Source organism: Bifidobacterium myosotis (genome assembly GCF_002259745.1).
In the GTDB taxonomy this organism is placed as follows: Bacteria; Actinomycetota; Actinomycetes; order Actinomycetales; family Bifidobacteriaceae; genus Bifidobacterium; species Bifidobacterium myosotis.
Genome location: NZ_MWWW01000017.1, coordinates 38,285 through 58,573 on the forward strand (window position 1 = coordinate 38,285; position 20,289 = coordinate 58,573).

At 61.9% G+C, this 20,289-nt stretch carries 12 protein-coding genes and 2 rRNA genes; 2 read left to right on the forward strand and 12 right to left on the reverse strand.

The window, feature by feature from the left end; translation table 11 throughout:
• Positions 1-430 precede the first annotated feature (430 nt).
• The 3 genes from BMYO_RS08250 to BMYO_RS08260 form a co-directional block, all read right to left on the reverse strand.
• On the reverse strand, positions 431-1,834 hold the full coding sequence (locus BMYO_RS08250) for a DUF4032 domain-containing protein (protein ID WP_094668017.1): 1,404 nt from the start codon (positions 1,832-1,834) through the stop codon (positions 431-433).
• Between the two features lie 282 nt (positions 1,835-2,116).
• Positions 2,117-3,244, reverse strand: coding sequence for an ABC transporter ATP-binding protein (locus tag BMYO_RS08255; protein WP_094668018.1), 1,128 nt, complete (start codon positions 3,242-3,244; stop codon positions 2,117-2,119).
• A gap of 252 nt (positions 3,245-3,496) precedes the next feature.
• Positions 3,497-4,816, reverse strand: coding sequence for a glycosyltransferase family 2 protein (locus tag BMYO_RS08260; protein WP_233428223.1), 1,320 nt, complete (start codon positions 4,814-4,816; stop codon positions 3,497-3,499).
• Positions 4,817-4,989: 173 nt separating this feature from the next.
• On the opposite strand from BMYO_RS08260, the gene BMYO_RS08265 reads away from it, so the two are divergent.
• Positions 4,990-5,799, forward strand: coding sequence for a LytR/AlgR family response regulator transcription factor (locus BMYO_RS08265; protein WP_094668019.1), 810 nt, complete (start codon positions 4,990-4,992; stop codon positions 5,797-5,799).
• Positions 5,799-7,121: an ATP-binding protein gene (locus BMYO_RS08270; protein WP_211276838.1), complete on the forward strand. Its 1,323-nt coding sequence runs from the start codon at positions 5,799-5,801 to the stop codon at positions 7,119-7,121. The genes BMYO_RS08265 and BMYO_RS08270 overlap by 1 nt, the downstream gene beginning before the upstream one ends.
• A gap of 230 nt (positions 7,122-7,351) precedes the next feature.
• Here the strand turns inward: BMYO_RS08270 and nrdF are convergent, their stop codons facing one another.
• From nrdF to BMYO_RS08315, 9 genes are all read right to left on the reverse strand, one after another.
• A complete protein-coding gene (gene nrdF / locus BMYO_RS08275) occupies positions 7,352-8,344 on the reverse strand; it encodes a class 1b ribonucleoside-diphosphate reductase subunit beta (RefSeq protein ID WP_094668021.1) in 993 nt (330 codons plus the stop codon).
• Positions 8,345-8,667: 323 nt separating this feature from the next.
• Positions 8,668-10,869: a class 1b ribonucleoside-diphosphate reductase subunit alpha gene (gene nrdE / locus BMYO_RS08280; protein WP_094668022.1), complete on the reverse strand. Its 2,202-nt coding sequence runs from the start codon at positions 10,867-10,869 to the stop codon at positions 8,668-8,670.
• A gap of 240 nt (positions 10,870-11,109) precedes the next feature.
• Positions 11,110-11,607 carry a class Ib ribonucleoside-diphosphate reductase assembly flavoprotein NrdI gene (nrdI, locus tag BMYO_RS08285; RefSeq protein ID WP_169834103.1) on the reverse strand — a complete coding sequence of 166 codons (498 nt, stop codon included), beginning with the start codon at positions 11,605-11,607 and terminating at the stop codon, positions 11,110-11,112.
• 122 nt (positions 11,608-11,729) lie between these two features.
• The gene (locus BMYO_RS08290; protein ID WP_094668023.1) at positions 11,730-11,996 is read right to left on the reverse strand and encodes a glutaredoxin family protein; all 267 of its coding nucleotides are present in this window, start codon (positions 11,994-11,996) and stop codon (positions 11,730-11,732) included.
• Between the two features lie 620 nt (positions 11,997-12,616).
• Positions 12,617-13,150 carry a GtrA family protein gene (locus BMYO_RS08295; RefSeq protein WP_094668024.1) on the reverse strand — a complete coding sequence of 178 codons (534 nt, stop codon included), beginning with the start codon at positions 13,148-13,150 and terminating at the stop codon, positions 12,617-12,619.
• Entirely contained in the window at positions 13,143-15,599 is a 2,457-nt protein-coding gene (gene gluB / locus BMYO_RS08300) for a beta-glucosidase GluB (protein WP_094668025.1), read from the reverse strand. The genes BMYO_RS08295 and gluB overlap by 8 nt, the downstream gene beginning before the upstream one ends.
• A gap of 404 nt (positions 15,600-16,003) precedes the next feature.
• Positions 16,004-18,889, reverse strand: coding sequence for a glycoside hydrolase family 3 protein (locus BMYO_RS08305; protein WP_094668026.1), 2,886 nt, complete (start codon positions 18,887-18,889; stop codon positions 16,004-16,006).
• Positions 18,890-19,707: 818 nt separating this feature from the next.
• Positions 19,708-19,825, reverse strand: a 5S ribosomal RNA gene (gene rrf, locus BMYO_RS08310).
• A gap of 175 nt (positions 19,826-20,000) precedes the next feature.
• A 23S ribosomal RNA gene (locus BMYO_RS08315) occupies positions 20,001-20,289 on the reverse strand; the annotation flags it as partial.

Below are 20,289 nucleotides of genomic sequence, written 5' to 3' on the forward strand. Positions count from 1 at the left end.
CTCATATGATGGAGCATACCCCTTATTACGCCCTAATTGCAAACGATTGCCGCATGTCGCATTCGTTCAGGGGATGTACTTAAGTCGTTCTATCTAGTGCATTTTCTGTTCATTCAGCAGATTCGATGATTTTCATGAAAATGCACTGCAATTGCAAACGTTTGTCTTTATTTTCCTCATGCAACATATTCAATTATGTTACCTGCCGGTCGCCACCAGCACCCAAGGTGATCATCCGACGCCCATACCGGCAGTAGAGCTGGCCTCTTCCCCAGAAACCAAGCCCCATATTGACAACGTTCGCTCCTGAAACCTCACGCAATAGACCCGCCAATCACGGACTCGCCCACGGTGAGGCACAGTCGTCCTCACTCGACTGCGCCTCACCCAGGCTCACCTCACAGCTAGTGTCCCGCGCCGGACTATCTGCTCAGTGGCTCCATACCGCCGCGTCGGGGTCGTCGTCGGGGTTGTAGCTGTCGTCGCCGTAGGTGTACTCATCGTCCACCACACCGGAATCGGCTTCGGCGTTGAGCGCGTCCACGTCCTTCTTGTCGAGCTTGTACTGCGGCAGCACGTTGTCGATATAGCTCTTGACGGCCTCGGCCATCGGCACGTCGTGACCGGCCTTCTCCGCAAGGAACCATCGGTGGTCGAGCACTTCGTGGAAGAACTGCGCGGGCTCGATCTGCGAGCGGTATTCGGACGGAATCATACGCACGGTCGGCTCGTAGACCTCGCGCATCCAGTCGGTGGCCACGATCTCCAGCTCCTCGCCGTCACGCCAGGTGGAGGCGCGGTAGGCATCGAGGTCGTTGAGCAGACGGCGGGCCTGATTCTCCTGCACGTCCAAACCGGTGAGGCGCAGGAGCTTGCGGGAGGCGTACCCGGCGTCCACCACACGCGGACGAACCAGCACGCGCTTGCCATCCTCGGCGGTCTTCATCTCGAGCTCGTCCACGTCGAAGCCGAGCTCGTTGAGCTTGTTGACGCGCTTCTCGATCTTCCACATCTCATTCGGGCCGAACTTGTCGGTGTCGGTCAGGGCGCTCCACAGCGAATGGTAGCGATCGACCAGGCGGTTGCCCACCTCGATCTCGTCCACATCGCTGGGCAGCAGACGGCCGGACGCCAGATCCATGAGTTCGCCGATGATGTTCGTGCGAGCCAGATCGATATCGTATTCGCGCTGGCCTTCGGTCAGATTCACATGCAGGTCACCGGTTTCGGCGTCCACTAGGAAGGCGGAGAAAGCGTCGGCATCACGCAGGAACAGCACGTTCGACAGCGACACGTCGCCCCAGTAGAAGCCGGCCAGATGCAGACGGACCATGAGCACGGCGAGGGCGTCGATCAGTCGCTCGGCGGTGTCCGGGCGCAGATTGCGGGCGAACAGGGCACGGTAGGGCAGCGAGAACTTGAGGTGCCGGGTGACGAGGATCGCCTCCAGCGGCTCGCCGTTGCGATCGTGGCGGCCGGTGACCACGGCGATCGGCTGCACGGTGGGCAGGTCGAGCTTCTGCAGCCGGCGCAGCAGCTCATACTCGCGCTCGGCCACCTGACGGGTGATCTCCTTCATGGCGTACACCTCGTCGCCAACGTGCACGAAACGCACCACATGGCGGGAGATGCCTCGAGGCAGGTTGGCCAGCAGCTCCTGAGGCCATGTGGCCAGCGGCTTGTGCCACGGCAACGTGAACATCTTCGGGTTCGAGCTGGCGGCGGTGATCTTCAATGCCTGCGGTTCGGCTGAATTGGCGTGTTCGTCTTCGGCTTTGACAGACGTGGCTTTCAGCGCGCGCGGATCCAACTGGGGCAATTCATTCAACTCCATGTGTTCGATTTTACGTTGCGCCCGCGCGTTTTTCTCGGAATTGGCCCCCATACCGCGAAAAACGCACACCGGCCTCGTCTCAACGGCTCGTCGCCGCATCAACCGCGTCCGATGGCGTCATCGATAGTGGCATCGCCTCATGCCCTAAACAACAAGAAAAGCCCCGCAGCTATGCAGGGCTTTTCCAACGAGGTCATAAGAGAGGAAGAGAACAACCTCGTTTAATGGTTGACGAAGCGGTTAGACCTCGCCAAGTATATCTACGCCGCAATCGGCAATCGACTAGTTCAGACGCAGCTCGGTCGACGGAGCGAACAGGTGCATCTTGGCCGGGTCGATCTTGATCTTGACGACGGCACCGATCTTCGGAAGCGCACGCGGGTTCACACGAATCGTGGTGAGCTTGTTCTGATCGGACATGACCTGAGAGGCCTCAGCGGCGGAACCATCGGTGATGATGTTGCCGTAGATGTAGCCGTCGGAACCCAGATCCTCGACGTTGACGACCTTCAGGGAGAAGGCGTTCGGATCGTCGGCCGGAGCCAGATCGGCGTCCTCAGGACGGAAGCCGACCACGATCTGGTTGTTGTCCTCGGCGGTGAGCTTGTTGACGGCCTCAGCCGGCAGGTCCACGGTGTCCTCGCCGATCTTCGCCTTGCCGTTGACCACCGGGTGGGTGTTCAGGTTCATCGACGGGGAGCCGATGAAGCCGGCGACGAAGACGTTGGCCGGACGATCGTACAGCTCGGTCGGGGCGCCGACCTGCTGCAGGATGCCGAGCTTGATGACGGCGATGCGGTCGCCCATCGTCAGGGCCTCGGTCTGATCGTGGGTCACGTACAGGGTGGTGACACCCAGCTGGCGCTGCAGAGCGGCGATCTGGGTACGGGTCTGGACACGGAGCTTGGCGTCGAGGTTGGACAGCGGCTCATCCATGAGGAAGACCTTCGGCTCACGGACGATTGCGCGGCCCATGGCCACACGCTGACGCTGGCCACCGGACAGAGCCTTCGGCTTGCGGTCGAGGTACTCGGTGAGGTCCAGGATCTCAGCGGCCTTCTCAACGCGCTTGCGAATCTCGTCCTTCGGAGTGCCGGCGATCTTCAGAGCGAAGCCCATGTTGTCCGCAACGGTCATGTGCGGGTACAGAGCGTAGTTCTGGAACACCATGGCGATGTCGCGGTCCTTCGGCTGCATCGTGGTGACGTCCTTGCCACCGATGAGGATGCGGCCCTTGTTGACCTCTTCCAGACCCGCGAGCATGCGCAGGGTGGTGGACTTACCACAACCGGAAGGGCCGACGAGGACGAGGAACTCGCCATCCTTGATATCAAGATTCAGGTCATCCACAGAGGGCTTGTCGTTGCCCGGGTAGATACGAGTGACGTGGTCGAAAACGACTTCTGCCATAATTACTAATCCTTTCAGAGGCAGGTACGTGCCTCACGATCCGTGGTAAAGGGATTTTCGGTTATTTACTGTGCCTCGACCTGTCGCTACCGTCGACAACTTTGCTTTCGGAAACTGCAAGCTTCAGCGTTTACTTTTCCGGTTCAGTGAAGGTTCTCTTCGTTGAGCCAAGAATCACTATACACGGGCCGCGTACAAACTCAAGGACAATCGCGCGAAATTTTTCGCACCGCGTGTCGCAGCGGACATCTGCTACCGCTCTGCGTCGAAACTGACGCCGTTGCGGCGGGCCTCCCGTTCGGCCTTACGCTCGTCACGCCTTTCCTCGGCCTCCTCCATGCGCTGAATGCGCAGCTGGCGCCAATCCTCGCGCATGTCGCGGAACCGCTCTGCCCATGTGGCGGCGTCGTAGGCCGGACCGGCCTCGCCGGCACCGGCGTCCGGCGACGCCGCGCGCTTGCCGACCGAACCGGGGATGCCCGCGCCAATCGCGGCCTTGATTGCGGCGAGCCCGGAGACCGACCCATCATCGGCGCTTCCGTCCCCGGTTCCCTCACTGGCAACGGCACTATCCGAGAGCGCGTCGGCGGCACCATCGGCGACCTTGGCGACCCCCATCTTCAACAGCCCCAGCAGCTCGCGCAAGGTCTCGGGAATGGGCTCGTCGCCCTCGCTGGCGGACTTGGTCAATCCTTCGATGCGCCGGCGCAGCGCGTCCGCATCCTCCGGATCGATCTTGAGCCCGGCGATCAACGACTGCCGGATGGTCTCGTAGTCCAAGTTGGCGAAGAAGTTCAGCTGCTGCAGGGTCATGAACCCCTTGAGTTCGGGGAACCGGTGGACGATGTACTCCTCGCGGTCATCGGCCGCGCGGGTCCAGTCGCGGGTGAGCTGCGGGTCCCAGCTGGCGGTGATCGACCCCTCGCGCATGCGGTAGTGGTAGAGGGCCTTGGGGATGCGGACCACGCGCGTGGCCTCGCCGATCACGTTGCAGATGCGGGACAGGTCCTCGATCTTGCGCCCCACCGGGAAGGAGAAGCCGGTGTTCTGATAGGTGGCGGCAGGTGCCAGAAACGCCCAGAAATAGCCGTCGATCTCGGCCTTGACCTGTTTCTTGATGGCTTCGACCGGAGTGAGGATCTGGACTTCGGAATAGTCGTTGTGCCGGTAGTTGGACAGCAACGGCTTGTCATTCTCGGAGATGGTGTCGAACTGGAACATCACGAGGTCGGCGTCGTAGTCGCGCATCGCGGCAAGGCAGTCCTCCACCAGCGTGGGGGCCACGGTGTCGTCCGAGTCGGCGAAGTAGATGTACGCGCCGGTGGCGACCTTGATTCCGGCGTTGCGTGCGTCGGACAGGCCGCCGTTGGGCTTGTGGATCACGCGCACACGGGCGTCCTTGGCGGCCCAGGCGTCGCACATGGCCGGGCAGCCGTCCGGCGAGCCGTCGTCCACGAGCAGGATTTCGAGATTGGCGTAGGTCTGCGCGGCCACGCTCGCCACGCACTTGTCAAGGTACCGCTCGACTTTGTACACCGGGATGATGATGCTGACCAACGGCTCATGTTCCATACGTACAGCGTACCGCCATCGTGTCGCCGCCGTGTGAAGGTACGGGAGATGTGACGCCCCGTTCGAAAGCGGTACCGGGGCACGCGTCGAGGCGCGCACGGTACCCGGCGCGGCAACCGATATCGCCCGCACTGGGATAGGATGCAGGAGGAACATGACAGGGAGGTAAGGTCATGCGCAGTGTGAGAGTGGGAGTGGTCGAGGACGACCCGTCGGCGTGCCAGCGTGTTCTGGATTATCTCAACCAATACCGTAGCGAGACCGGCGTGGAGTTCACGATCTCCGTGTTCAACGACGGCGAGGCGATCGTGGAGCGGTACACGCCCACGTATGACATCCTGTTTCTGGACATCGAGATGTCGCATATGGACGGCATGTCGGCGGCGCGGCGCATCCGCGAGCGCGACGACTCGGTGGTGATCGTGTTCATCACCGCCGCGCCGCAATACGCCATCAACGGCTACGAGGTGCAGGCGCTCTCCTACCTGCTCAAGCCCGTGCCGTATTTCGCGTTCCGTCAGGAGCTCAAACGGTCCATCGACATGGTGCGCCGGCGCTCGGACGGGTCGATGCTCATCGAGGCCGGCGGCAATCAGATGAGGCTGGAGCTTTCGGATGTGACGTACATCGAGTCGATCCGGCATACGATCATCGTCCACACGCTCGATGGAAAACTGTCGGTGTCCGGCACGCTGAAGGACTTCGAGGGGCGGCTGGCTGATCAGGACTTCTTCCGCTCCAACTCCTGCTATCTGGTGAATCTGCGGCATGTGGTGGGCGTGGATGGACAGGACTGCGTGATGTCGAACGCCGAGCGCCTGCGGGTGAGCCGGCCGCGCAAGAAGGCGTTCCTGACCGCGCTGACGAACTACATGGGCGCGTCCGGGCCGACCGCGCGGATGGGCGCCGGCGAGGGCCCGGCCGTCGGCGGTACGGCGACCGTCGGCGGCGCAGCGGACGGCGCGACAGGCGAATCGGCATGATCGGCGGAACCATCACCAACGCCCTGCCGGACATCCCCCGCCTGTATACGGGAATCTGCGAATGGATGGCCTGCGTGACCTATCTCATGGTCATCTACCGGCGCGTGCCCCGCCAGCGAACGATTGCGGTGGGGGCGCTGGGCCTTGCCGGCATGATCGGCATCCAGTATTTCGACGGCGCGATGCCGCTGTGGTTCTGGGTCGGCGGCATGCTGCTCGCGTTCGGCGGCATGTGGGCGATCGTGCGGTTCGGCGCCGGCACCGGCAATCGCGAAGGGCTGTATATCGCGGCGCGCGCGTTCGTACTGGCCGAGCTGGTAGCCTCGCTGCACTGGCAGCTCGTGACGTTCCTGAGCCTGAAATCCGTGGGTGGCGGCAACGCCTTGTGGTCGGCCGGACTGCTGGTGGCGACATACGCGGCCGGGTTCGCCGCTGCGTGGGCGATCGAGCGCGGCAATTTCGCGCATGACGCCCCGACTGGCACCACCTGGCAGCTGTCGGTGGGCACGGTGGCCATCACCATCGTGACGTTCGCGATGAGCAACCTGAGCTTCGTCTCGACCAACACGCCGTTCTCCGGCAGGGTCGGCCAAGAAGTGTTCTACATCCGCACGCTGGTGGATTTCTGCGGTTTCGCGATCCTGTACGCCCAGCAGGAGCAGGCGCGGCGCATGGCGGCGAGCGCCGAGCTGGCCTCGATCAACGCGCAACTCAACAGCCAGCATCAGGAGTATCTGGCGTCGAAGGAGAACATCGAGTCCATCGGGCGGCTGGCCCATGACCTCAAGCATCAGATCGCGGCGCTGCGGGCCGAGGTGGACCCCGAGCATGTGGCGGCCGGCTTCGAGCAGCTGGAGCATTCGGTGGCGGCGGCCAGCGCGCAGCAGCATTCCGGCAATCCGGTGCTGGACGTGATCCTGACCACGAAGATGCGTACATGCGCGGACCGTGGCATCACACTGACGGCTGTGGCGGACGGCAAACTGCTTGCCGGCATGAGCTCGATGGATATCGCCTCATTGTTCGGCAATGCGCTGGACAACGCCATCGAGGCGACCGGCAAGCTGCCGAATCCCCAGCAGCGGCTCATCCGACTGGCCTTGTACGGCCAGGGCCGGTTCACGGTGATTCGCGTGGAGAACTACTACGATTCGACGCTCAAGAAGGACTCGACCGGCGCGCTGCGCACGACCAAACGGGACGCCTCCCGGCACGGGTTCGGCGTGAAGTCGATACGTCATATCGCCACGCAGTACGGCGGCGAAGTGACAATCCGGACCGAGGACCACTGGTTCGTGCTCACCGTGCTGATTCCTCGGTGATTCCTCGGTGAATCGGCGGGCGGCCCAGACGGGCCGACGGACCGATGACCCGGCAAGTGCGGCGGCCCTGAGACGATTCCGTCCGGATTGCGGCGGAATCGACGGTATGTACGCGGCCGAACAAGAGTCCCGCGTATTTACCGTCCGTTTCGGCCCTCCCAGCGACGGTATGTATGCGGCGACCTCGTCGGAACGCGTACATACCGTCGCCTATCGGGCTTCGGACGCCCTTAGAAGTCCCAATCGTCGTCGTCGGTCTCCTCGGCCTTGCCCATGACATAGGAGGAGCCGGAACCGGAGAAGAAGTCGTGGTTCTCGTCGGCATTGGGGCTCAGGGCGGCGAGAATCGCGGGGTTCACGTCGCAGATCTCGGCCGGGAAGAGCGCCGGGTAGCCGAGGTTCATCAGGGCCTTGTTGGCGTTGTAGTGCAGGAACTTCTCCACGTCCTCGACCAGGCCGACGCCGCTGTACAACGATTCGGTGTATCCCACCTCATTGTCGTACAGCTCGTTGAGCAGGTCGTACGTGTAATCCTGCATGTCGGCACGCTCGGCCTCGGTGAGACGCTCGATGCCGCGCTGGTACTTGTAGCCGATGTAGTAGCCGTGCACGGCCTCGTCACGGATGATGAGACGAATCACGTCGGCGGTATTGGTGAGCTTGGCGTGCGCGGAGAAATACATCGGCAGGTAGAAGCCGGAGTAGAAGAGGAACGATTCGAGCAGGGTGGAGGCCACCTTGCGCTTGTACGGGTTGTCGCCCTCGTAGTAGTCGAGCACGATCTCGGCCTTCTTCTGCAGGAACTCGTTCTCCTCGCTCCAATCGAAGGCGGCGTCGATCTGCTCGGTGGAGCACAGGGTGGAGAAGATGGACGAGTACGACTTCGCGTGCACGGATTCCATGAACGCGATGTTGGTGTACACGGCCTCCTCGTGCGGGGTGAGCGCATCCGGGATGAGGGAGACCGCGCCGACCGTGCCCTGAATGGTGTCCAGAAGGGTCAGGCCGGTGAACACGCGCATGGTGAGCGTGTGCTCCTCCTCGCTCATCTGCTGCCAGGAAGGGATGTCGTTGGAGACGGGGACCTTCTCGGGCAGCCAGAAATTGCCGGTGAGACGATCCCAGACCTCGAGGTCCTTCTCGTCCTCGAGACGGTTCCAGTTGATCGCGGAGACGCGGTCGATGAGCTTCAGGGGCTTACGCGGGATGGAGATTGGTGCCATTGTTGTTCCTTATCGGGTTGACGCGGTTGGTTGACGGACGTGTTGTCCGACACGCTCCGGGCCGCTCTGGCCAAGTCTTTACGTTCGGACAACGCGTCCGTCAACCAACCGCTACGTATTCAATTGCAATATAACGATTCGTAAAACCAGCGAGCGCAGCGATGGGGGGGGGGGGGGGATGGCATGTGTTGCTCGACCGTAGGCTTGGCCGAACGGCCTTGAGTGCGTCGAGCAACACATGCCATTCCCCCATCGCGTCAACGTCAACGCTAGCGTCAGCATCAACGTCTCAACATCAATGCCAACGCTAGCAGCCACGTCAACTACAGCATGCAGGAGACACAGCCCTGGACCTCGGTGCCCTCCAGTGCCTGCTGACGGATGCGGATGTAGTAGAGCGTCTTGATGCCCTTGCGCCAAGCGTAGATCTGGGCCTTGTTGAGGTCACGCGTAGTGGCGGTATCCGGGAAGAACAACGTCAGGGACAGGCCCTGATCCACATGCTGGGTGGCCTCGGCATAGGTGTCCACGATGGCCTTCCAGCCGATCTCGTAGGCGTCCTTGTAGTACTCGAGGTTCTCATTGGTCATGTAGGCGGCCGGGTAGTAGACGCGGCCGAGCTTGCCTTCCTTGCGGATCTCGATGGGCGAGGCGATCGGGTGGATCGAGCTCGTGCTGTGGTTGATGTACGAGATCGAACCGGTGGGCGGCACGGCCTGCAGGTTCTGGTTGTAGATACCATCGCGCAGAATCGCATCGCGCAACGCCACCCAGTCGGCCACGCTCGGAATCGAGATACCGAACTTGGCGAACAGCTCGCGTACGCGGGCGGTGCGCGGCTCGAGCGAACGGCTGCCGTCGGTGTACTTGTCGAAGTAGTTGCCCTCGCCGACCGGCTTGGCATAGGCGGAGGTCGGGAAGCTCCTGAACGCCTGACCGTGTTCCACGGCGAGCGCATGCGAGGCGCGATAGGCGTGGTAGGCCACGGTCATGAAGTACATGTCCGTGAAGTCGAGGCCTTCCTCGGAGCCGTAGTGGATGCCTTCGCGGGCCAGGAAGCCGTGCAGGTTCATCTGGCCGAGACCGATGGCGTGGCCTTCCTCGTTGGCGCGTCGAATCGAGGGCACGGCGTTGATCGAGGTGTGCTCGGAGACGGACGTGAGTGCGCGGATCGCGGTTTCGACGGTGTCGCCCAGACGACCGCCGTCCATCACCTTGGCGATGTTGAGCGAGCCGAGGTTGCAGGAGACGTCGCGGCCCACATGGGCGTAGGTCAGGTCCTCGTTGTACGCGCTCGGCTCCTGTACCTGCAGGATCTCGGAGCACAGGTTGGACATGGTCACGCGGCCTTCGATGGGGTTCGCGCGGTTGACCGTGTCCTCGAACATGATGTATGGGTAGCCGGACTCGAACTGCAGTTCGGCGATGGTGGTGAAGAACTTGCGAGCGTCGATGTACGTCTTCCTGATGCGGTCGTCCGCCACCATCTCGTCGTAATGTTCGGTGACCGAGATATCCGCGAACGGCTTGCCGTAGACACGTTCCACGTCGTACGGGCTGAACAGGGCCATCTGGGCCTTCTGCTTAGCCAGTTCGAAGGTGATGTCCGGAATCACCACGCCGAGGGCGAGCGACTTGATGCGGATTTTCTCGTCCGCGTTCTCGCGCTTGGTGTCGAGGAAGCGCAGGATGTCCGGGTGGTGGGCGTTGAGGTACACCGCGCCGGCGCCCTGGCGCGCGCCGAGCTGGTTGGCGTAGGAGAACGAGTCCTCAAGCAACTTCATGACCGGAATCACGCCGCTGGACTGGTTCTCGATGTGCTTGATGGGCGCGCCGAGCTCACGCAGGTTGCTCAGCAGCAGGGCCACGCCGCCGCCGCGCTTGGAGAGCTGAAGGGCCGCGTTGATGCCGCGCGAGATGGACTCCATGTTGTCTTCGATGCGCACCAGGAAGCAACTCACCGGCTCGCCGCGCTGGGCCTTGCCGAGGTTGAGGAAGGTCGGGGTGGCCGGCTGGAAACGACCAGCGAGCATCTCGTCGAGGTACTCGAGGGCGCGCTCCTCGCTGCCCGCGGCGAGCTCAAGGGCCACGGCGGCGCAGCGCTGCGGGAAGTCCTCGAGGTACTGCTTGCCGTCGAAGGTCTTGAGCGCATAGGACCTGAAGAACTTGAAGGCGCCCAGGAACGTGCCGAACTCGAAGCCGGTGGATTCTGCGTGCGCGTAGAAGCGGTCGAGGAATTCCGGGGTGTACTGTCCGAATACCTTCGGGTCATAGTACTGGTTGTCGATGAGGTAGCGCAGTCGTTCGGCGGTGGAGGCGAAACGCATGGTGTTGGCCTCGACGTGACCGGTGACGTACGCGCGTTCGGCTGCCTTGTCCTTGTCGAATTGAATGCGATGATTCTCGTCGTACAGGTTGAGCATCGCGTTGAGGGCGTGGTAGTCGTGTGCCGGATCGGCGTCACGCTCGGCCGCGGTGATGGCGGTGTTGTCGAGCTGCAGGCCGGTGTTGGTGAAATCGGTCATGATGATGGTCCTTGGATGGTTATGACAGAAGTTGATGGATGGGAGCCGGCCGGAGCCGCGGCTCCCATCTCCGGAAGGCGTTGTCGTTCCACTCGTCCGTGGCACTCGTCCGTGGCGGGTGTGCCGTGCGTTTCCGAGGCTTCTCGCTTGGCTCAAGCGAATCAGGTGAGTCCGCGCGGGGACCAGCGCAGGTTACAGGCTTCTCCGTGGGGTATCGGCATCGTACGGCCGTTCCGCATCCTATTGCGCGTTCTTGGCGAAGAAGCGGACAAGCCCGTCTCGCACGGCGGCGGTGTCTTCAGGGGTGCCCATGAGTTCGTATCGGTAGAGGAACGGCACTCCGCACTTGGCGGCGATGATGTCTCCCGCCGCGCAGTAGGCCTCGCCGAAGTTCGTGTTGCCCGAGGCGATGACGCCCCTGATCCACGCCCGGTTGGCCGGGTCATTGAGGAAGCGTTTGACCTGAACGGGCACGGCTTTCTTGACCACGCCGCCGCCATAGGTGGGCACCATGATGACGTACGGCTCGCGCACATTCAGCGGCCCCTCGACGGCCTTCAGCGGTATGCGGTAGACGTTGATGCCCTCGTCCTGCAGTCGGCAACCGGCGACAAACCGCGCGGTGTTTTCCGATGCGGAGGAGAAATAGACCAGCGCACCGATTGCCTTGTCTTGCGTGGCATACTCAGGGCGGCTAGGGGCGGCGGAATCGGCATGCGCTTCTGTCTCCCGCCCCATGGCCGACGAGTCGCCCTGCGGTAAGCCATCTTGCGCGCTGCTCTTCGCACCGTTGCACCCATCAATGGCAATGCGGGCGCTTGGCCGGCCGTCAGGCTTCAGGCTCGAAACCAAGTCCTCACTCACGCGGCGACCGCAGCCGGGACAGCAGCCGAAGCGGCAGCCTGCTTGGCGACCTCGCGAATGAGGTCCGGACGGTAGCCGGCCCAGGAGTTGTCGGGGGTAATCACCACCGGCGCCTGTCGGAAGCCGGCGGCCTGCAGCTGCTCGAGCGTGGACGGGTTCTGCTCAAGATCCACGGTCTCGAACGGCACACCGAGCTTGGTGAACTGACGCTTGGTGGCCTCGCACTGCGGGCAATGCGGCTTGGTGAACACGGTGACGGTCATGGTGTTGCTCCCCCCTTGGCGGTGCTGCTGAACAAAGAATGAACAATGAAGCGAAGGCCATATTACAACCATGTGATTTACAATCAAGCCACTATGTGTAGTGGGGTGTCGCGGAGCGCAATACTAGATGTAGTGTTTTCCTCGTTGATTTTCCGCCATTCCGACAACCCCGACGTCCGTCCAGATCGACACCGAACGGCCCTCGGAAACCGATGTGGCGTTGCTCACATTTTCTTGCAACCGTGCTGCGGTCCCATTCATCGCCCATGCGTCTTGCGATTCTGTGTTTCGGTCCCGCACTTTCCCTGTATCTTGCTTGTGAGGGGTACATTGGGCGGTTGGCGGACATGTATCTGCTTTGCAAGGGGTACATGATCTCATGAACCTCGTGTACGGACGCCGCGATTGCAACGGTTATACATGAGGTTTTGCGTTTGAGGTACCCCTTGCAAAGCAGATACGTGTCCGCAGGAGCGCTGATGTACCCCTTGCAAGCGAGAAAGCATCTCCCCGGGGGCAACTTCCACCGCGGAATACCTCCAAATACAGGTGTGGCCACGGTCGACTAGGACGACCGTGGCCACACCACATGAACGCAGCGCCGAAGCGCCCGCCTCATCTCACTGGTTCTTCGGCATGATCCAGAACTTGAGCAGCGGATAGCTCACCACCACGGCGAGCAAAGTATTCACCACAGAGGCGATGGTGCCGGCCACGCCTGCATTCATGCCCCAGCCCTGGCACAGCGACGTGACGTAGCCCGGCAGCACGAGATTCACCACCACGATCACCACGGCCAGAATCGCGTACTTCCACGCGGCGTCCCTGAAGCTGGAATCGGACTTGAACACCCACTTCATCTGCACGAAGAAGTTCACCACCTGCGCAATCACCTCCGCGCACAGGAAGGTGAGGAAACCGCCCAGACCATTGCCGGACTCCGGGTAGTTGAAGATCAGGAAGTAGAACGGCGCGGTCAGCCCCAGCGCGCCCACGAACACGGCCGTGCCGATCCATGTGACCACGAAGCGGGAGATGGTGGAGATGTTCGACAGCACGTTGAACAGGATGAACTCCCAGATGGTGGGATGGTCCTTGATCCACTGTCGGATGGGCCCGAGCTTCTCGGCGGCGGCCTTGTTGCTGTCAGTCATGGTTGAGCTCCTTTGCGATGCGCTTGTTGGCGGATTGGTTGCGGAAGAACCCGGCGATCAGGCCGCCGAGGCCGCGGAAGGTGTGGCCGTTGGCGATCTTGACGATGGCGTCCACCATGGCCGAGTCGATCATGCCCTGGGTCATCTTGCTCATGGCCCGCGGCGGCATGTTGAGGATGAACAGCGTGTTGAGGTCCGGCGCACCGGTCTTCTGCCGGACCTTGGCCTCACGGCTGGTCAGCGTGTTGGCGATGGTTCGGGCCACGAAGCCTTTCGAGCCGCTCCACGAGGAAATCGGGTCGTTGACGCCGAGCACCGTGGGCTTGCCGGGGGCGATGACCTCATGGCCGAACAGCGCGGCCATCTCGGCATCGGTCACCTGCTTGACGTCACCCGTGAGGTAATGGCCAAGGGTGGCGTCGGCGGGCTCGGCGTCCACGTCGCCGGCAACGGCGAATGCGGTGGTGAGCGGCAGATCCTCGACGTTGGCTCCGACACTCAAAGTCCAGATGCCGGATTCAGTGCGCCACGCGTTGGCCGCCGCATCGAAGTGGCGGAACGTGTACCGGTCGAATTCGATGCGCACGGTCCGGGATTCGTGAGCGTCCAGCGCTACTTTGGCGAAGCCCTTGAGCTCGCGGGTCGGGCGAAGCACGCCGACGTCCCCGGTGCGCGACGGTCCGGACACATACAACTGTGCGACGGTCGAACCGGGTACGTCCGAATCGTTGGTGACCGTGAACTGCACGCCGGTTTCGTCGGCGACGAGATCACCGTAGGTGAAGGTCGAGTAGCTCAATCCGTAGCCGAATGGGAAACGGACGGGCACGTCGGCGGTTTCGTAGTAGCGGTAGCCGACGAACGGGCCTTCGCGGTAGATGGCGTCGCGGCCGATGGCCGGATACCAGCCGGAGGACGGGCAGTCGTCATAGTTCAGCGGCCAGGTTTCGGCGAGATGGCCGGAGGGGTTGACCTGACCGGTCAGCGCACGCACTGCGGCCGATGCGCCGGCCTGTCCCGAAAGTCCGACGTACAGGACGGCGGCCACGTCGTCAAACCACGGCAGTTCGACCGGAGAGCCGGCCACAAGGACCACGACGACGGGCTTGCCGGTAGCGGCCAGCGCGGCCACGAGGTCGTTCTGGACCTGCGGGATGGCCATGGTGGACCGGTCGAGGCCTTCGGATTCGCTGCGCTCGTCAAGTCCCACCACGGCGAGCACGACGTCCGTGTCCGCCTGCGAAGCGAGCGCGACGGCCTCGTCGGCGAGCTGCTGATTGTCAGTGCCCTGACGGTCGTAGCCTTGGGCGTAGCCGGTCACGGTGACGCCGGTCTGCGCGGCGGTTTCGGGGTTACGCAGCTCGTCCAGAATGTTCTCCTCGCGGGTGGCGTTCACCTTCGACGAGCCGGAGCCTTGGAATCGCGGGGTTGCAGCCATATCGCCGACCACGGCCACACGAGTGCCGTGCTGCAACGGCAGCTGGCTCGGGTCGTTCTTGAGCAGTACGGACGAGCCTTCGGCGACCTTACGTGCGACGGCGTGGTGAGCGGCGATGATGTCATCCTTGAGCAGGTCGTTGCGTCCCACTCCCTCGGTTTTGGTGAGTCGGGCGATTTTGGCCACTTCGGCGGCGCGCGCGTTGAGGTCGGCCTCGGAGAGCGTGCCGGCCTTGACCGCGCCTTCGAGTTCGCGCACGGAAGTGAAGCCGGGGCTGGGCATCTCGAGCGAACCGCCGGCCTTGACCGCGGCGACGGCGGAATTCGAGCCGCCCCAGTCGGAGACGACCATGCCATCGAAGCCCCACTCGTTGCGCAGGATGTCCTGCAGCAGGTGCTTGTTTTCGTGGGCGTAGACGCCGTTGATTTCGTTGTAGGAGGTCATGATGGCCATCGGAGCGGCCTCGCGCACGGCGATCTCGAAGCCGGTGAGGTAGATCTCGCGCATCGTGCGCTCGTCGATCACCGAGTTCGAAGCCTGGCGGCGCAGCTCCTGGCTGTTGACCGCGAAATGCTTCGGGCATGCGGAGACGCCGTTGGACTGGATACCGCGGATCAGTCCGGCGGCCATGCGTCCGGCCACGATCGGGTCTTCGGAATAGTACTCGAAGTTGCGGCCGCACAGCGGGTTGCGCTTGATGTTGAGGCCGGGGCCGAGCAACACGTTGACGTCGAGGTCGTGCGCTTCGCGCCCCAACGCCTCGCCCATCTCCTCGGCGAGTTCCGGGTCCCATGAGTTGGCCACGGTGCCGGCGGTCGGGAAGCAGGTCGCGGGCTTGGACGCGCCCAGACCGAGGTGGTCGCCCTCGCCGAGCTGTCGGCGCACGCCGTGGGGGCCGTCGCTCATCACAAAGCTGGGGATGCCGGCACGGTCGTTGCCGCGCGAATCCCATTCGGAGCCGCCGGAGAGCATCGCCGCTTTCTCGGCCACCGAAAGATCTTCGAGTTCCATATCGTTCTCCCTTGCACTGCACTGTTGTCCGTTGGCTGTCCGTTGACACCGTCATATTGGCATTACTGCACATTGGCACCGTGTACGTCCGCCTGACGAATCCCGTTGCGCCACACTGCCGGCACCGCATCCACGCAGCGCTCGGATCGCACACGATTCGTCGCTAGTTTGATTGAATCAGGTTCCGTCGGGCTGTGCCGTCCACGTTACACAACCTGTCATTTCCCGCGCACGATTGGTTGTGGACCCGACTGTGGCAAGGCGACAAGGCTGCGCAACGTAGCGGTGTACGCAGCAGACGACTGCCCACAGACGTTCAACGAAATATGGGCGGTAACCGGAAGGAGATCGGTTACCGCCCAGGAGGAGCCCGCTGATTCAGGGCAGTGAATCAGCGAACCGAGTCAGCGAACCATAGTTGCGGATTTGCGACGGATCAGGAACCGGCGCACGGCCAGCACCTCAAGTCCGACCAACACCACGCCAAGCACCGCATCAACCACGATCATCGCGATCTGCCAGGCCGGCATGTTCGCGTCAGGCTGCCCATCCGCGTATCGCCAGCTGTTGACTGCGGTGTACAGGATGTTGTGGGAAGCCCGGCGCATCGCAATCACCGAAGTGGCGGAATGATCGGTCACATGGTTGGTGGTATCGGCGGTGGCGAGCATGATGTCGGTGTAGCCGCGGATAGCCTGATCAGCCGTCTGATAGCCATAGTTCGGGCCGGAGAAGTAATCCGTCTCGAGCATGCCTCTGAAGCCCCACTCGTCGCGCAGGACAGTCTTGTTGAGGCCTACGTGCGCGCTGGCGTAGGTGTTGCCGATGTAGTTGAACGCGCCCATCATGGCCTGTGCGTCACCATCAGCCTTGACCACTTCCTCGAACGGACGCAGGTAGATCTCGCGGATTGATTGCTCATCGGCCCAGGTGCACAGCTGGCCGTTGCGTTCGGTCTCCTGCTCGTTGAGCGCGAAGTGCTTGGTGAAGGCGTACACGCCACGATCGGCAGCACCCAAGACCTGCTCGGAGGCAAGTCCGGCGGTCAGCACCGGGTCTTCGGAGAAATACTCGAAATTACGGCCGCCAAACGCGGAACGGTGCGTGTTGATGGAAGGCGCATACCAGCCGGACACCTGAATCTCATGGGCCATGTCGCCGATGCTTTCGCCATACTGGCGAGCGAGATCCTTGTTCCATGTGCAGGCGAGCGCGATGTTCGCCGGCAGGCCAATGGAGCTCACGCCGGTGAAGTTGTCCTTCAGGGCGGCAGGGCCATCCACATCGGACAGTCGCACCTTGCCAATGGATGCGATGGCCGCGTTCTGATAGCCGCCGTTGGCGATGAGATTGTCCATCTCGTCGAAGGTCAGCTGGTCAAGCAGCTTGTCCCACTCGGGATCGTCGTAGTCCTTGCCGCGCAGGTCGATGAGCTTTACGCCGTTCCTGGCACCGGTGGTCGGCATCTGGTCATCTGCGTTGTCGAACTTGGTCGGATCATAATTGCCGTTGTTGTAGAACGTGGCCTTCACATCGTCCGACATCGAAAGGTCCGTCGGCGCGGCGGTGGCCTCGGCATAGTTGGCGAAGTGGTCGGCACGGCTTAGGTAGGTCACGTCGCCCTCGACGTCGTCAAAGGCATTGGTGGCCACGGTCTTGTCGCCATTGTGCGTGTTGCCGTCGGTGTTGTAGGTGATGGTCTCCGGCACGGTGACGGTGGCGGAGGCGATCTCATCATGTGAGTTTTCGTTGATGGAGATTCGGTAGTCGCCTTGTTCCAGCACGTATGCCTTCGCATCCTTGGCATCGTAGGAGGCCATGTCGTCATCATCGAATTCGATGGTGATGGTCTGGGACTCCCCCGGCTTCAGTTCCTTGGTCTTGTCGTACGCGACGAGGTTCGCGGTCGCCTTCTCGATGCCGCCATCGGTGTAGGGCGGGTTGAAGTACGTCTCGACCACGTCCTTGCCGGCCTTGTCGCCGGTGTTGGTCACGGTCACGTCGAAGCTGACCTTGCCGTTCGCGTAGGAGACGTCACCCATCTTCTGTTCGAAGGTGGTGTACGACAGACCGTAGCCGAACGGGTACTGCACCGTTGCGTCGTAATCGATGAGTCCCTCGTCCGCGGCCGTCTCGTAGAAGCGATACCCCACGTAGATGCCCTCGACATAGTTCACGAACTTCGGGGAGCGGACGCCACGAGCGGAATCCACTTCGAATTCCTGCACGTTGTCGTATTGGAAGGCGTCGAAGTTGTTCCAGCTCGGGGTCTTGGTCAGATCGGTGACGAACGTGTCGGCGGTGCGACCGGATGGATTGACTTCACCGGTCATCACCTCACCAAGCGCCTCGAAACCTGCCTGGCCGGGGTGCGGAGCCCACAACACGCTCTTGATCTGCGGGTAGTCCTTGAGGAAGCCGAACTCGAACGCGTTTGCACCGTTGTACACCAGCACCACCTTGTCGAAGTTGGCGGTGACCAGATCGATCATGTCCTTCTCGGACTGGCTCAACTCGAGATAGTGCGTGCCTTCAGGGAAATCCTGATAGTCGCTGGAGTTGTCGGTGTAGGTGACACCGTCCTTGTTCATGTCGGTCGGCAGGTCGAGGCCTTCGCCGCCGACGCGGCCGATGACGACCATGGCCGTGTCGGAGAAGTCCTTCGCGTTGTTAATCAAGGTGTCCGTATAAGTCGAAGCCGCAGGCTCCGGAAGCGTCCAGTCGGCTGAGGTGACGGCGATGACACCACGTTCGGTGCGGTAATCGGTGTAGAACTTGGTGAGTTCATCATTGGTCTTGTACCCGGCATCGTGCAGGCCGTCGAGCAGCGACGTGGTGTCGTAGGCGTCGGAGAGCGCACCGGATCCGGTGCCGCCATAAATCGGATTGGTGGACGCCCAGCCGAATACATTGATGTTGCCAGCCGCAAGAGGCAGGGTATCGTCGTTGTTCTGCAGCAACGTGATACCTTCACGTTCGATATCGACGGCGAGCTTGTTGGTCTTCGCGATGGTCGCAGCGCTCATCTCATGCTTTTCCGCAGTGGCCATCGTGATCATGTTATTCAAAGGCCCCGTGAGCATCATGGTCACGGAAATCACGGCGGCGACGCCGGCAATAATCCATGATGTGGAGTGCGTGAGCTTACGCACGGACTGGTCGGCAACCGTCTTCCTGTTGACCGCCACCGTGAGAACCACGGCCAGCAGCAAAAATGCCGCTATGACAATCAGTCCGCTCTGCACGGACTGTATGACCGCAATGACATCATCCATGTTGATTTCCAGCATGGTTCAAGTCCTTTCTTCCTCGCTTCTGCGCAATCCCCGTTTTCATATATGCGGCGTACACCACAGACATATGGCGCGCGTCTTCATGAAAACCATTGAAATCACTGGCATTCACGACTGTTGTGAACGTTGTGATTCCCATTGTCGGCAATTCGTTTCACGGACAACAATGTCTGCGACGCAGAGCATTCCATGCTTAATACGCATGGAACAATGATTGTCATGCTCAAACCATTGGAATCATGCGGGTTTTAGGCGTTACGCAATCTGTTCAACACCGTCGCAGCGACGTGCCCCTCCGATAACCTGTCATTTCGGCTGCATATTTTGCATATGACGCGTGGTGCATTCGGCGATCGGCGTCGTCGAGGACGGCTATCGATGCGGACAGTCCAGTTTGGGATGTGCGGGTTGTCGGGCCCAACGTCGTTGTTGGGGACGAGCCGGAATCATTTTAGGATGGTCCCGATTCCCGCACGTTTGGGGTGTGGATAAATGGGGCCCCGGTGGTTGTTGTCTGTTGGGGTTCGCGTCGTGTGGGGATAAACGAAAAGGGTTCTGGTGCGGTTGGTGCCGGGGGTTTCGTGGCGGCTTTGATGTTGTCGTCATCGTGCGGCCGCCCGTGGCATCGTGGTGGCTGTATCGTTGCGGGTCGTCAGGAATTTCAGGGAGAGCACCGGTGGCGCCCGGTGTTTTCCGGGGTGTGTGGGAATGCTGGGAGCCCTGGCGGGGGTTGGTGTTCCGGTCGAGAGAGTGTGCGGGAATATGAGTGGAGCCCCGGTGGATTGTCTCCATCGGGGCTCTCTTGTGAACGTGTGGTGCGGCGGTGTGCTACTCTCCCACATCCTCTCGGGTGCAGTACCATCGCCGTGCCAGGCCTTAGCTTCCGGGTTCGGAATGGATGCCGGGCGTCTCTCCTGGGCCATGACCGCCGCAAATCTTCGATTATCATCCCACACGCGCTGGTGTGGGGGATTGGTTCCCGTGATGGTTTGGGGACCGGATAGCGGACGCGATGTCGAAATGGTCTTGTGGTCATCCGGATGCTCCATGCCGTCCGGAAGTCCGAGCGCAGTACGTTGTTCGTGCTCCCCGACCCTAGGGGTTGGGGTGTGTGTTGCCGTTCCCCCGTTAGTACCGGTCAGCTCCACCCCTTGCGGGGCTTCCACGTCCGGCCTATCCACCACGTGTTCTCCATGGGGGGTCTAGAGGCTCGAGGCCTCACGGAATGCTTATCTCGGAGCAGGCTTCCCGCTTAGATGCTTTCAGCGGTTATCCCTCCCGAACGTAGCCAACCGGCCGTGCCACTGGCGTGACAACCGGCATACCAGAGGTTCGTCCACCCAGGTCCTCTCGTACTATGGGCAGGCCTCCTCAGCATTCCAACGAGCGCAGAGGAT